The following is a 13,385-nucleotide window of genomic DNA, read 5'->3' as shown; positions in this document are numbered from 1 at the left end:
GCAAAAAAGATTAAAAAAAACGCGTAATTTTTTGGCTTTAATCTATTTTATTGCTAGATTTTATGGTGGATTTTGGCACGATTTTAAAACACAAAATCTAAAAAAATCTATAAACGCTCAAAATCTAAAAACCCCAAAAATACGCAAAATCTACAAAATCCGTTCGCGCAAAAAGCTAAAAGGCGGGAGTGGCACGGGTAGGACAAATGCGTTTGTATTGCCGCTATGGATAGAATCTAGCTCTTTGCCGTTTTCTAGCAGGATTTTTTCAAATCGCATAAAGTATTTTTCGCGTCCATTTTCGGTTTTTTTGTAGATTTCGCCAAATGAGCCTTTTTTTTCGATGATTTTAGAATCTAGCGGAGAGACTATCTCTTTTGCCTCGCCTGCGCGGATAGTATGCCGACACATCGCTAGCTCCCCACACTCGCTTACTTCGGCATTTACTTGGTAGCTTCCCTCACTTATCGCGGTGAAGTGATTTTGCGTATCTAGTCGCTCAAATGGCTTTCGCACCAAAAATCCATCAGTAAATCCGCGATTTTTAAGCGTGTGTAGCTCATCTTGGTAGATTTGGGGGGCAAAGATTCCGCGCTCATAGTCGTTTAGTGCCATTTTGTAAGTGCGTGCGGTAATCCCTGCGTAATATGTGCTTTTGGTGCGCCCTTCGATTTTTAGCGCGGATATGCACTCGCTATCGATGATTTCTTTTATGTGGCTAGCTAGATTTAAGTCTTTTGAGTTAAAGATATGCGTGCCAAATCCCTCTTCTTCTTGCAGTCGCAAAAGCACGCCATTATCGGGGTTTTTGGCATAAAATTCATTTTCATCAAATTCTACTAGCTCGCCACTTTTTTTTGAACGCACAAAATATGTGTAGTCAAATCGACAATCATTTGCGCAACTTCCGCGATTTGGCATTCGTCCGTTTTGTAGCGATGAGATAAGACATCGCCCCGAAAACGCAAAACACATACTGCCGTGTATGAAAATCTCTAATTCAAGCTTGGGAATCTCTTTTTTGATGATTAGCGCGTCTTTTAGGCTTAGCTCGCGTGCGGCGACTATGCGCTTTACCCCCATATCATAAAACACTTGCGCATCAAGCACATTTAGCACATTTGCTTGGGTGGAGAGGTGGATAGGCACTTGCGGGGCTAGATTTTTACACAGCCTTACTATGCCCGGGGCGGCTACGATAAAGGCATCTGGTTTTAGCTCTGCCATTTTTAAGATATGGGATTTTAGGGATTCTAGTTGGGAGTTAAACGGGAATCCATTTATGGTTACAAAAACTTTTTTACCCTTTTTGTGTGCGTAGTCTATGCCCAAAGCAAAATCTTTTATCCCAAAAGCCTGCCCCGCACGCGAGCGCAAAGAAAACTGGCTAGGGCTACCATACACCGCGTCTGCGCCATAAGCTAGAGCCACTTTTAGTTTGTGTAGATTGCCTGCGGGGGATAGTAGCTGTGGGATTTGGGGGTATTTTGTATGTTGCATTTTTTGTGGTTTGATAAATCTTTGCGGTAAGTGTCGCTTCAAAATCTATGAGCTAGATTTTGCATTGCTTGGTTTTGTGTCATTGATTTTTTTTAGTTTTTCTAATTTTTTGCACCAAAAGAAGCGATTAGATTTTCGATTTCTTCGGCATTTGCCACATCGGCATTGTCATCGCCCTGTATATACACGGCACTTGATACGCGTTTGCTATCATCGATTTTGCTTTCAAAAAGGGAGTTCATATATTGTGCCAACGCACGCATCACATTGATAACGCGCTCGATTCGTTGTCTGTTAATATCTTGGAATTGCATTATATCCATCGCTTGTAGCATAGCATCAGAGCAGGCATTTGCCCCATCAATGATTTTGGCTACGCTATCTTTGGCACTCTTTGTGTTTTCAGCGGATTCTGCAAATGCTTTGACATTTGGGAATCTTTCTGTAAGTTTGGCAAAAATTTCTTCTTGTTTTGCTAGGTATTCTTTGAGGGATTTTGCAGCTTTTGCGACATCATCAGCGTTTGCCCCGATAATATCTAGCTGGTCAAACACTTCGCCCGCTTTTGCCTCCGTATCACGCGTAACATCATCAAGCTGATGGACGACTTTGTGATCGCTATTTGGCGGAGGTGGGGGCCACTCTTTGGAGGGCTCTACGCGAAAGTTGTTCGTGTCAAATTCATCTTTTGATTGTGTCTTGGATTGGCTAGATTCTTGTGTGGCGAAATCTATCTCGGCACTTTCAGCACTAGTAGCACCTGCACTCACTAGCGCGTCTAATTCTTCTTGAGTCATTATCGCTCCTAACGATAGAAGTTGCGCGATTATAGCATTTTTTTGAAATTTTTGGGTAGTTTTAGTTTTTTTTGTTTTGCTTTGCGTTTGCAAAATAGACATAATCAATTTAAAAAATATTGCGTAAAAACATTAAAAAATACACTTAAAAAATCCGCTTGTAAAAATTCTAAAAAAATCAAAAATCCTTAGAAAAATTTTATCGACTATAAAAACATTTATGAGAGGTTTTTGACGCTTGATAAAAAACGCTATCAAAACCTCTCAATACATAAAAAACGCAAAAAAGCGCAAAATCTAAACACAATCAAAAAGGCTTAGAATTTCTTTTTGTCCGTGTCATTAGCTATTTCTAGGGCGATACCATTTACGCGCTTAGTAACTTCGTTTGTGCTGTTTGCCACTTGCAAGTTTTGTTGAGTGATACTCTCAAACTGCTCAATCGCTTCGTTGATTTGCCCTAAGCCCTCTGTTTGTTCATTGATAGATTCGCTCATCTCATTTACTGATTGCACGAGGATATTTACATTTGCTTCGATTTCGCTTAGGCTTCGTGTGGTGCGCTCTGCTAGCTTTCGCACCTCATCTGCCACGACTGCAAACCCTCTGCCGTGCTCACCCGCTCTAGCTGCTTCGATAGCGGCATTCAACGCTAAAAGGTTTGTCTGCTCGGCTATGTCTTTTATCACGCTTACGATGTTTTTTATGTCTTCAGCTTGTTGTGTCGCTTCGTTTGTCTTGCTTGCAACATTTTGCATAGAAGAGTTGATTTGCTCCACTGCTGCGGCTGTTTGCTCCACAGAGCTAGCTTGGGTTTGTGATCCCTCTGTCAAAATCTGCATAGATTTGCTTAGTTCTTCAGCCTGCCCTTTTAGCTCTTTTGCGAAGTTTGCGGAGACTTTTAGCATATCCACGATAGAATCCCCTAGCTGATTTATGCTTTTTTCTAGCCCTTGAGGATTGTCGATTCTTGGCGTAAAGTCATTTTTTTGGTATGACGCAAACACTCTTGCAGGGTGCTCCAAATCCCCACCCACAAGGTTAAATAGCGTTTGAGACATTTCGTTGATTTTCTCTTTTAGCGTATTTACTTGAGGGTTGTTAGTGCTTTGTGTGATATTTTTGCCAAACCTACCCGCTTTTGCCTCATCTACCATATGCACCACTTCTTTTATCACGCTTGCGTCTTGCTCTAGGGTTTCTTGCGTGCGTTTGGTGTTTTCATTTAGCGCGATTCCCATAGCCCCGATTTCATCGCCCGCGACTATGATTTTTAGCGGTGGCGGAGGGGTATTTGTCTCGTGGTTTAGGTATTTAAAAAACGCTAGAAGTGTCGCAGAGACTTTGCCGATTCTCATTACCACGCGAGATTTGATATACCACGCCACAAGCAATGCGATAGCGATAAGCCCCACGATACAGCCTAGCACGATGACATTTCGCAAGGCATACACAGGCGCCATCACAGAATCTTCAGGCGCAGCCACTACCATACTCCAATAAGTCCCGCTACCCGGCGTTACCTCAAAAGAGCTGATACTCGCATAGCCAGATAGTCCAGCTGTGGTTTTGTAGATTTGCACGCTGTCTTGGTGGGATTTTACCACTTGTAGTAGCTTAGATACGGTGGCATCTTTATTTACATTTGCAAGATTATCCCCTTGCAGTTTCAAATCATTATGCACCAAAATCGTCCCATCATCTAGCAATACAAAAGGAAACGCCCCTTCTATATGCCCAGATTTTAGCTCTTCGATGATTCTCTCTCTAAATATATCTGTCTCTACAAGCGTGCCAATCACACCTATGACATTTTTATTAGCATCAAAAATAGGCACATTCACAGATACGCCATACATTTGTCTGCCATTGACTTTTTTAAACGCAGGCGGGCTTATAGCGACATTTTTGCTCTCCATCGCTTTTTTTAGCCCTTTAAAACTTAGCACAATATCATCAGCAGGCACTAAGACACCTTTTTGCGTGTGGTTAATGTCCTCTGTGAGAATCAAAAATTCTCCATTTGATAGCCTATGTTTTGGATTTACGATATTTTCACCCCTATACGCAGGGTCTTTTAGATACAGATATGTCCAGCTAGCCACGATATTACTATTTAGCGCACCTAGCAAGACATTTTGCATCATTTCTTGGCTATACGCGCTTCCGCTACCTCTTTGGATAAGCGATTCTAGCACGACATCAGTGGTTTTTAGCGAGCTAACCACATCGCCCATATATCCTTGCATATATTGAGAATATCGCTCTGAAATCGACTTGATTAGGGCGTTGCTCTCCTCCGTCTGTATGCTAGAAGAGCGCATATAGATAGTAACTGCCATCAAGCCCATAATCACCATAACAATGCCGTTGATAAACAGCACGACTTTTGTCCCAAGTTTCATATTTTGCAACATTGCCTTTTCCTTCCTTTTGTATTTGGATTTGAAGTGGTGGAATTTTTGCAAATTTTTCCTTAATTTAGGCTAACAAAACACAAAAAATACACCAAAAATACAAAATTTATTAGCACAAAATTAAGGACAAATCACAAAAGTTTTTCCAAACATTTCGCTTTGATTTTTATCGGCATTTTTTATAAATATTATGTAGTTTATTTGCGATATTTGTGCGTTAGATTTTGCTTATTTTTTGGATTTTGCAAAATCTATTTTTTGATAAATTCCTCGATTTTGTCGCCAATGTATTCGATATGCTTGTTTTTTAGATGCTCTCCCATAGGCAGACTTAGGATAGTTTTAGCGCGTCTAAAAGCATTTGGCGTAGGCAATATCCGCACGCGTTTATCATTTTTTAGCACCGCTATATCGCTAAGCGCATTTGGATAGTGGATACCGCATTCTATGCCATTTTGTCGCAAGAAATTATGCAGATTTTCCCTGCTTTTTTCTCCCTCCATAAGCCACTCTATCACAAAAAGATGCCACACATTTGATTCGCTAGATTCTGGCAATGCAAGGTATCCTTTTTGTGCTAATGATTCTAATCTAATAGCATACCTCCTAGCAGCCCTAGCGCGATATTCATTATGCGTTTGGAGCAATGCTAGCTTAATGTTTAGAATCTTTGCTTGGATAGAATCTAGCCTTGAGTTGTATCCTAATGCTATGTGATGATTTTTTACAAACGCGTCATTTGTGTATTCTTGCCCGTGATTTGCGATTTGCCTAGCTTTTTGGACTAGATTTATATCTTTTGATAGCACCGCTCCGCCATCGCCATACGCGCCTAGATTTTTACCCGGATAAAAGCTAAAAGTCGCTATATCTCCCACGCTCCCCACACTTCGCCCTTTTTTATCACTCCCTCCGTGTGCTTGAGCGCAGTCCTCGACAAACGCTAGATTATTTTGCTTAGCAAAATCACTCAAAAAATCCAAATCAAGCACCTTGCCATATAAATGCACAGCGATAAAAGCACTTGTTTTTGGGCTTAGATTCTCTTTTTTTATGCAAAATCCACCTTTTTCATCACAATCGATTATGGCAAGATTTAGTCCCGCATTTAGCACGGCTTCTGCGCAGGCAAAGTAAGTATTTGCGGGGATTAGCACTTCGCTATGAGGTGGCAAATCTAACGCCCTTAGCGCGATTTGAAGCGCGTCTGTGCCATTGCCCACGCCTACGCAGTGATTTTTATGATACGCGCTATGAAGTAGCTCCTCTACCGCTTCATCTAGCTTTTCTTTTGGCTTTTTAGGCGTTTGGCTAAAAACCAAACTACTAAAATTTTCCTCAAACTCCCTAACCGCGCTACCTAGCACAAATTCCGCGTTTTCGCATACGCTTTTTATGCCTTTTAGCACTTCTTTTTGCAAATCCTCAAATTGCGCTTTTAAGTCCAAAAATGGGACTTTTTTTACCTCTTTCATATCCTTGCCTTTTTTATGCTATTTGCATAGCGGTTATTTTGCGGGGGTTTTTAAGCCCCGCAAGCAAAAATTAAAATCGGCAAGTTTTTTTAACAAAATCTTTTTTGAAGTTTCGTTTTTTTGGATTTTTGCATATTTTTAGCGCGAGCCTAGCACACGCTTAATACACGCCCAAAACACACTTAATACACGCTTAGCATTCGCCATTTTGGGAGATAAAAGCATAGCCCGTATTTGGCAGGATACAGATGGATTTTTTTGCTTCTTTTTTATGTAGGGTGATTTTTAGCGGCGCGTTTAGAGATAGCGCATTTTTGCCACAATAAGGCTTGCCAAATCTATCAAACTTTATGCGAAAAGTCCCCATCTCTTGGCAGAAAAAATTAGAATCTAGCGAGATAAAATCTATCCCAAAAAACTCCCCCAAACGCACAGAAATTTCAGCATTGTTGCGACATTCTATGGAAATATTTATATTGCTATACCCTGATAGACAGCGTTTGTTTTTGCCACTCACAGCGATTATATCGCCTACACTTGGCTGCTCATCTCTATCAGTAGTAGGCGAAAATCTAGGCGTATCAAAAAATATGCTAAAACTTTGTGGCGTGTAGATTCCGCTTTGGTGAAATTGGATTTGCCAAAAGTTTTTATTTGATTCTGTGAGTTTATCTGGGCTAATTGAAGGGTGCATTTTGCTTAGCGTGCTAGCTTGAGAAGTATTTGCAAAATCTAGCGAATCATTTAGTGCCAAATGCTGTGTATAGCGAATATGAGAGAGAGTGTGCAAGGTGGCATTTTGCAAAGAAATATGCGTGTTTATGGATTTATTTGGCATAGCAAAAAAGACAAAAAGCCCCAAAATCACAACCCCAAAAACAATCTCTAACAAACTAAAAGAAGCACGCATAAAACTATCCAAACCCTTATCATTTTCATAAAATCGATTCTCTAAAATCTATGATTTTTTAAAATCCATTTTTTGCAAAATCGTTTTTTATCACAATTTGGCAAAATCTAAACACGGCAACCATTATGCAAAACCAAAAAAAATCTCTCCACCAACACACCAAAATAATTTATATCGATTTTTTCAGCTTTGTAGCCTTTTGGCTTAGAGTGATAAAGACAGGCGTTGTTGCCCACACCTATGTCATAAAATCCTAATCTCAAAGCAAGACTAGAATCTTGCGTCTTTATGGCAAAAACTTCGCGCTTTTTTAGCTCATTTGCCAAATCTTTTGCGACATAATAAGAGTAGGCAAAATTTGGCTTAGGCGAAAAAAGATAGGTGATTTTGTTGCCAAAAAGTAGTGAAGTCTCAAGCACAAGTAGCCCAACGATAAGGCTTAGGCGGATTTTGAATCGTTTTTTGTAAGGTTTTAGCCTCACGCGAATATCGCTAAAAAATCCAAACACAAGCGCAGGAAGCCCCACCAAAAGCAACGGCGTCCATTGCGTAATATCTACCTTTTGTCGCAATGACAATAGCAATATAAGCACCAAAGAGCTAGCCGCAATATACACCATAAGAGAATCCTCCCTCCTGCGTGCAAGTGCTGCATAAAGCGTATAAACATAATACAAAAACAAAAATGGCGAAAAAAGCATAGCCATACTTCCTAGCAAATCCAAGCAATACGCCTTTGGCACGCCACCGATAGAATCCTCATACAAATACATATTTATGCCAAATCCCAAAATCGAAGCGATAAATGTCTTTGTCTTGCCTTTTTTTATCGCAAATGCACCAAGTGCCACAAACACCGCACTAAAAGCAAAATCCAAAAACCCTGCCACAAAAATAATAATATAAGGCGGACGAGAATCGCGCATCTGCAAATAGCAGATAAGCAACAAAACAAACAAAATAAACCCGCTTTTATACAGCAAAATCGCGCTTAGATTTGTCGCGGGCAAAAGCGCGTATAACGCCATAAGTAGCAGCGAATCGCTAGGTTTTTTTAGGTAGATTCTGCCTAGATTATACATAAGTAGCATATTTAGACAATGCAATGCCACAAAACTCCCGCGAAGTGCGTAATCATTGCGCCCAAAAATCTCAAGGCACAAATTTACCCACGAAAAAAGATAAGAATCTTTTGCGTCTAAAAGCGCGTTTATTTCCTTGCTACTGATAGAGATTTGGGCTATCATAATGCTAAGTGTGGAGACACTTGCTAGCATAATGCACAAAAATCCCAAATCCACCAAATCATATTTGCGCTCCACCCTCTTGGTAGAATCCGCCCAAATCGCCACATAAAAATAGATTTTTTTAAGGATTTGACTTATTTTGGTTGTTAGATTTGTATCAGTTGCCATTTAATGTTTTTCCCATAAGTTTTAGAATCTTAATAAACGATTTTACGCCACTTTTTACACGATATTTTGCGACATTTTACAACGCTTTTTACGACACAATTTTACGCCAAGATTTTGCACCCCACAAATTGCACGACAACTTGCACGACAAGGCAAAATCTATTTTTGCCAAAATCAAATTTTTATCTATTTTTTGCAAAATCTCACACCATAGCCTTACAAAATTTTCTACAAAATCCCTACAAAATCTCGCTAAATTCATACCCATTTGCTTTTAGCTCTTTGCAGATTTGTTGCTTATGTGCCTCGCCCTTTGTCTCAATGGCTAGCGTGATATACACATCGCCATAGGCTAGGTTTATCGAAGTCCTATCATAATCAGTTTGGACGATATTTGCATTTGCATTCGCCAAAATCTCTGTCAACCGTTGCAAAGCACCGGGCTTATCCATAAGCACGATTTGGAGTTGCAATCGTCTATGGGTTTTGATAAGCCCTTTTTGAATGATAAGATTTAGCATTGTTACATCGATATTTCCACCGCTTAGCACTATGCCTACGCGCTCATTTGGCTTTATTTCTAGCTTGCGATGGAGCAGGGCTGCCACTCCGCTAGCCCCTGCACCCTCGACTACTAGCTTTTGATTTTCTAGCAAGTATAAAATCGCGCTTGCGATTTCCTCATCATCGACTTCAACTATCGCGCTTAAACCCTCGCAAATATATGAGAAATTTAGCGCATTGACATCGCGCACAGCTATCCCATCGGCAATCGTCCGCACCGAAGTAGAATTTTGAATCTTTTTGGCATAAAAGCTAGTCGCCATCGCATTTGCACCTTTGGCTTGCACGCCTATGATTTTGGTGCGCGGGCTTAGGGCTTTATACGCGCTTAGGATTCCGCCTACTAGCCCGCCTCCACCGATAGGCACAAGCACAAAATCTAGTTCCTGCTCTTCTATCATTTCTAGCGCGATAGTCCCCTGCCCCGCCATCACTTCCTCATCGGCAAATGGGTGGATAAAGCTTAAATCCCGCTCTTTTGCGATTTGGTAAGCCTTTGAGTATGCTTCATCATAGTTATCCCCGCTTAGCACGACTTCTGCGCCCAGCTCTTTTGTGGCTAGCACTTTTAGCAATGGCGTAGCCTCAGGCATAACTATCACAGATGGAATCCCAAAATGTGTCGCAGAATACGCCACGCCTTGCGCGTGATTACCCGCACTTGCAGCGATTACGCCTTTTGCGCGGGATTGCTCGCTCATTTGAGCGATTTTGTTAAACGCGCCACGGATTTTAAAAGCCCCCGTGCGTTGCAAGTTCTCTTTTTTTAGATATATATTTGCGCTTGTGAGTTTGGATAGCTTAGGCGCGTAAGAAAAAGCCGTGCGCTCAATCACGGGGGCTATGATTTTGTGGGCTTTTTGTATGGATTCTAGGGGTAGCATAGATTTTCCTTTATGGTGTTTTTGGTGTTTTCTTTGTGTTGTTTTTTTGTGGGCGTTTTTTGTGAAATCGTGTCCGCCTTGCTAGATTTTGTGCTAGATTTTGTGTTTTAAGATTATTTGCGGTAGCTAAAATCTAAAATTACAAAATCTAAATTTGCAAAATCAATATTTAAATCAATGTTTGATTCTCTTTTTTGATAAATTTTCATATTGGCTAGATTCCCGCATTGATTGATTCCTACATTGATTGATTCTTGCTTGGCTTGACTTTTGGGCTTGTTTTGTTTGCTAGATTTTATCCGCATCGCTTGATTGCCTTTCATCGCGGACAAATTTTATCGTCTGCCCGCAGGATTTGCAGTGAAACACCTTGCCTTTTTGGACTTTTTTGTGAATGGTATCAAGCAAGTGAAATTCCTCTCTGCATTGACAAGTGTAGATATGGAGCACCTCTTTATGCTCTTCTAAATTTTTTTGGGCTTCTTCTTTGTGGGAGGCTCGCCATTTTTCGATTTGCATATCTTCTCTTAATATATGCTCTATGAGCCAATCTTGCGTGATGATGGCTAGCTTTTGCTTAAAATCATAGCGGATATTTTGGATAAGGCTTGTCATATTTGAAATGATTTCTTGATGGGATTCTCTTTGTTGCTCTAAATTTGGATAGCCGATACTCTCCATATACGCTTCCTCATCGGCAAAATGCACCTTCATATACTCAAATAGCTCGGATAAAATCTGCTTTATCTCATCGCTACTAGCCTGCCTATTTATCAGCAGTCCCACGCGATAAGCGATGTCAAATAGCTTTTTGTGCTGCGCATCAATGGCGTCATTGTGAATGCTATATTTTTCGTCCCATTGAGGTAAATCCATATCCTAAACTCCGCTTTTGTTTTTTTATCAAATCTTTTTTGCAAAATGCTTTGCCACCAAAATCACTTCTACTCAAAACATTTCTTTGGGCAAATCATTCTCTCAAAAAGTGAATAATTATACATTAAAATGCAATTTTAAAATAGGCTTTTTAGAGTTTAAACTCATTTTATGAGATTTTGTTTTTTAAAATTTGCATAAAGTAGATTTTATATAGATATAATGCCTACTTTGTGTTTTTGCGCGTTTTTCGCGCTTTTGAGCGATTTGATTTATCACAAATACACTAAATCTTAAAAAACAAATATAAAAGGCAAAATATGGAATCTACTATAAATTCTTTTAAAGATTCTTTTGAATCGTGGGGATATATCGCGCTATTTATTTATTGTATGGGTAGCGGATATGTGGGGATTTTGGCAGCGGGAGTGCTATCTAGCATCGAGCAGATGAGCTTGCCTCTTAGCATATTTATAGCGACTTTGGGCAATGTATTTGGTAGCTCTAGCCTTGTGTATGCCGTGCGCTATGAGAAAAAAGAATTTGGCAAATATCTAAGCAAACATAGGCGAAAAATCGCGCTTATGCACCTTTGGCTACGCAAATATGGCGCGATTTTGATTTTTATCAACAAATACATATACGGAATCAAATTTTTAGTCCCTGTGGCGATTGGCGTTAGTCGCTACAATCTAAAAAAATTTTTGATTCTAAATGCCTTTGCCTGCGTGATATGGGCTAGCGCGCTAGGAAGTGTGGCGTTTTATAGCTCCAAATTTATCATTTCACTTTTTGATAAATATGGTCAATATTCATATTTAGCAGTCATCGCATTGCTTTTAATAGTGGCTATCGGGCTATTTATGCTAAACAAAATCTCAAAGCCAAAATTGCTAGAAAAATAGATTTTAGATTTTGGGCAAATGCGTAATGAAAAATACACATAAGATTTTAAGGATTTTTGCTTTTTGTGCGATGTTTTGGTGTATTTGCGGGATAGATTTTGCATTTGGCAAAACAGAATCTAGCGAGACAAAAAAACACCAAGAATACCTACGCACTTCCAAAAACAAATCAGGCAAAAGAGAAACTCCGCCTAATGAATCAAGCGAAGCCCTCCCAAATGCAAATGATTTTTTGCAATTTTTTGAATCAAACCTAGAAAAACGGCACAAAGAGATTTTGCAACACACGCTAGACAATCGCTTTTTGCGCTTTCGTGGGTATTCGCTGATTGATTACTCTGTGTATAAAAATCTATCGTGGCGGGAGCGACACAAAATCAAAAAACCGCTTGTGTTTTTTAGGGGGTTTTTGGATTCTGCGCCACTATACAGCGAGCAAGGGGGGGTGAGCGTATATGCTAGGCTTGCTAGCGATGAGAGTGTGCGGGTGTATCTAAATTTTCAGCCTAGATATTTTAGCGATTTGCAAACCATAATGGGCAATGGTAGAAAAAGCGAGAGAGAGACAGAGAGCGCACGAAATGCCAACATAAGAAACGCTAGCAAGGGGAGATTTTACGCGCTATGCGCCCTACCAAAGATAAACCGCTGTTTATTGCTAGGCATAGGCGAAAAATGGTAGAATCTGCTTGATTTTTTTTACAAATTTTACACAAAACTTCAAAAACCACACAAACTTCAAAAACCACACAAACTTCAAAAACTTAAAAAACTTAAAAAATTTCAAAATCAACAAAATGGCGATAAGGACGACAAAATAGAAACAAGGAAATTTTCTATCATTTCTACCATCTTTATCATTTTTATCGTTTCTATCGTTACAAACAATGATTTTTGTTTTAGTCATTGCGAGAATCTTCGACTTTGTCAAAAGTTGCAGATTCGTGGCAATCCACAAAAAATTTTTGTCATACTGAGGGCGTAGCCCGAAGTATCTCTAAAATGCAAAACTCAAACAGAGATATTTCGCCCTTACACACTCAATATGACAAGGGAAATTTCATCATTGCAAGATTCTAGGCTTTTGTGAAAAAGACTAGAATCGTGGCAATCAACCCTCCCATCGTCATTGCGAGCAAAAATGAGCGTAAGCGAATTTTTGCGTGGCAATCTATCACCATAAAATGCCAAAAACACGCTTTTGTAAAAACTGATACATAGATTGCCACGCCGTGCAAGCACGGCTCGCAATGACGAATCTACCCACCCCCTAGCCCCCTCCGCAAGGGAGGGGGCTTATTTGGATTGCCACGCGGATTTTATCAAATCCGCTCGCAATGACATTGCAAATTATCACAATGACGATTCCCCTCCATAAACCTAAAAAAAACCAAATAAACTCAAAAAAAAAAAAAAAAAAACAAAACAAAACAAAACAAATAAATCTAAAAAATCAAATAAAACTAAAAAAAACCAAATAAATCCAAACACAAAATTTACCCATCAATATAAATGGTTTTTTTCTTAGATTTCTTGGACTTCTTAGACTTTTTGGATTTTTCTTTCTTTGACTTAGATTTTTTGGCTTTTTTGGTTTTGTTGTTACCGATGACATTGCCGTTTTTATCGGTTACATAGTCAT

At 39.7% G+C, this 13,385-nt stretch carries 13 protein-coding genes and 1 pseudogene; 3 read left to right on the top strand and 11 right to left on the bottom strand.

The genetic code is table 11. The features are described from left to right. Nucleotides 1–150: 150 nt before the first annotated feature. The 10 genes and pseudogenes from ACWIUO_RS09315 to ACWIUO_RS09270 form a co-directional block, all read right to left on the bottom strand. Nucleotides 151–1,500: a peptidase U32 family protein gene (locus ACWIUO_RS09315; RefSeq protein ID WP_454177627.1), complete on the bottom strand. Its 1,350-nt coding sequence runs from the start codon at nucleotides 1,498–1,500 to the stop codon at nucleotides 151–153. 101 nt (nucleotides 1,501–1,601) lie between these two features. Beyond that, a complete protein-coding gene (locus tag ACWIUO_RS09310; RefSeq protein WP_454177626.1) occupies nucleotides 1,602–2,297 on the bottom strand; it encodes a chemotaxis protein in 696 nt (231 codons plus the stop codon). A 317-nt stretch (nucleotides 2,298–2,614) separates the two neighbouring features. Further along, nucleotides 2,615–3,055 carry a methyl-accepting chemotaxis protein gene (locus ACWIUO_RS09305; protein ID WP_454177667.1) on the bottom strand — a complete coding sequence of 147 codons (441 nt, stop codon included), beginning with the start codon at nucleotides 3,053–3,055 and terminating at the stop codon, nucleotides 2,615–2,617. A gap of 1,032 nt (nucleotides 3,056–4,087) precedes the next feature. Further along, nucleotides 4,088–4,441, bottom strand: a pseudogene (locus ACWIUO_RS09300) (PDC sensor domain-containing protein); the annotation flags it as partial. A gap of 524 nt (nucleotides 4,442–4,965) precedes the next feature. Then, nucleotides 4,966–6,189, bottom strand: a complete 1,224-nt coding sequence (locus ACWIUO_RS09295; protein WP_454177625.1) for a DegT/DnrJ/EryC1/StrS family aminotransferase — start codon at nucleotides 6,187–6,189, stop codon at nucleotides 4,966–4,968. A 193-nt stretch (nucleotides 6,190–6,382) separates the two neighbouring features. Further along, on the bottom strand, nucleotides 6,383–7,099 hold the full coding sequence (locus ACWIUO_RS09290; RefSeq protein WP_454177624.1) for a pilus assembly FimT family protein: 717 nt from the start codon (nucleotides 7,097–7,099) through the stop codon (nucleotides 6,383–6,385). A 107-nt stretch (nucleotides 7,100–7,206) separates the two neighbouring features. Further along, nucleotides 7,207–8,514: a hypothetical protein gene (locus tag ACWIUO_RS09285; protein ID WP_454177623.1), complete on the bottom strand. Its 1,308-nt coding sequence runs from the start codon at nucleotides 8,512–8,514 to the stop codon at nucleotides 7,207–7,209. 239 nt (nucleotides 8,515–8,753) lie between these two features. Continuing rightward, nucleotides 8,754–9,962, bottom strand: coding sequence for a threonine ammonia-lyase (gene ilvA / locus ACWIUO_RS09280; protein ID WP_454177622.1), 1,209 nt, complete (start codon nucleotides 9,960–9,962; stop codon nucleotides 8,754–8,756). A 113-nt stretch (nucleotides 9,963–10,075) separates the two neighbouring features. Further along, a complete protein-coding gene (locus ACWIUO_RS09275; RefSeq protein WP_454177621.1) occupies nucleotides 10,076–10,267 on the bottom strand; it encodes a hypothetical protein in 192 nt (63 codons plus the stop codon). Beyond that, nucleotides 10,251–10,838 carry a bacteriohemerythrin gene (locus tag ACWIUO_RS09270; protein ID WP_454177620.1) on the bottom strand — a complete coding sequence of 196 codons (588 nt, stop codon included), beginning with the start codon at nucleotides 10,836–10,838 and terminating at the stop codon, nucleotides 10,251–10,253. Before ACWIUO_RS09270 ends, ACWIUO_RS09275 begins: the two co-directional genes overlap by 17 nt. Before the next feature lie 320 nt (nucleotides 10,839–11,158). Between ACWIUO_RS09270 and ACWIUO_RS09265 the strand changes: the two genes are divergently transcribed. Together ACWIUO_RS09265 and ACWIUO_RS09260 are read left to right on the top strand one after the other, a co-directional pair. Next, on the top strand, nucleotides 11,159–11,743 hold the full coding sequence (locus ACWIUO_RS09265; protein ID WP_454177619.1) for a DedA family protein: 585 nt from the start codon (nucleotides 11,159–11,161) through the stop codon (nucleotides 11,741–11,743). A 25-nt stretch (nucleotides 11,744–11,768) separates the two neighbouring features. Next, nucleotides 11,769–12,425 (top strand): hypothetical protein, encoded by a 657-nt coding sequence (locus ACWIUO_RS09260; protein ID WP_454177618.1) that lies wholly within the window; start codon nucleotides 11,769–11,771, stop codon nucleotides 12,423–12,425. Between the two features lie 350 nt (nucleotides 12,426–12,775). Here the strand turns inward: ACWIUO_RS09260 and ACWIUO_RS09255 are convergent, their stop codons facing one another. Further along, nucleotides 12,776–12,934: a hypothetical protein gene (locus ACWIUO_RS09255; protein WP_454177617.1), complete on the bottom strand. Its 159-nt coding sequence runs from the start codon at nucleotides 12,932–12,934 to the stop codon at nucleotides 12,776–12,778. Nucleotides 12,935–12,965: 31 nt separating this feature from the next. Between ACWIUO_RS09255 and ACWIUO_RS09250 the strand changes: the two genes are divergently transcribed. Beyond that, nucleotides 12,966–13,121 (top strand): hypothetical protein, encoded by a 156-nt coding sequence (locus tag ACWIUO_RS09250; RefSeq protein WP_454177616.1) that lies wholly within the window; start codon nucleotides 12,966–12,968, stop codon nucleotides 13,119–13,121. Nucleotides 13,122–13,385 lie beyond the last annotated feature (264 nt).

The organism is Helicobacter sp. T3_23-1056, from assembly GCF_053654535.1.
The sequence above is the reverse complement of the archived record's forward strand: the minus strand, read 5'-3'. Positions and strand labels throughout refer to the sequence as shown.

Bases quoted from the DNA above. Each gene is read 5' to 3' on its own strand.
- ACWIUO_RS09260 (WP_454177618.1), top strand. From the start codon at position 11,769: ATGAAAAATACACATAAGATTTTAAGGATTTTTGCTTTTTGTGCGATG.
- ACWIUO_RS09295 (WP_454177625.1), bottom strand. From the start codon at position 6,189: ATGAAAGAGGTAAAAAAAGTCCCATTTTTGGACTTAAAAGCGCAATTT.
- ACWIUO_RS09310 (WP_454177626.1), bottom strand. From the start codon at position 2,297: ATGACTCAAGAAGAATTAGACGCGCTAGTGAGTGCAGGTGCTACTAGT.
- ACWIUO_RS09290 (WP_454177624.1), bottom strand. From the start codon at position 7,099: ATGCGTGCTTCTTTTAGTTTGTTAGAGATTGTTTTTGGGGTTGTGATT.
- ACWIUO_RS09275 (WP_454177621.1), bottom strand. From the start codon at position 10,267: ATGCGGATAAAATCTAGCAAACAAAACAAGCCCAAAAGTCAAGCCAAG.
- ACWIUO_RS09270 (WP_454177620.1), bottom strand. From the start codon at position 10,838: ATGGATTTACCTCAATGGGACGAAAAATATAGCATTCACAATGACGCC.
- ACWIUO_RS09305 (WP_454177667.1), bottom strand. From the start codon at position 3,055: ATGCAAAATGTTGCAAGCAAGACAAACGAAGCGACACAACAAGCTGAA.
- ACWIUO_RS09285 (WP_454177623.1), bottom strand. From the start codon at position 8,514: ATGGCAACTGATACAAATCTAACAACCAAAATAAGTCAAATCCTTAAA.
- ACWIUO_RS09315 (WP_454177627.1), bottom strand. From the start codon at position 1,500: ATGCAACATACAAAATACCCCCAAATCCCACAGCTACTATCCCCCGCA.
- ilvA (WP_454177622.1), bottom strand. From the start codon at position 9,962: ATGCTACCCCTAGAATCCATACAAAAAGCCCACAAAATCATAGCCCCC.
- ACWIUO_RS09265 (WP_454177619.1), top strand. From the start codon at position 11,159: ATGGAATCTACTATAAATTCTTTTAAAGATTCTTTTGAATCGTGGGGA.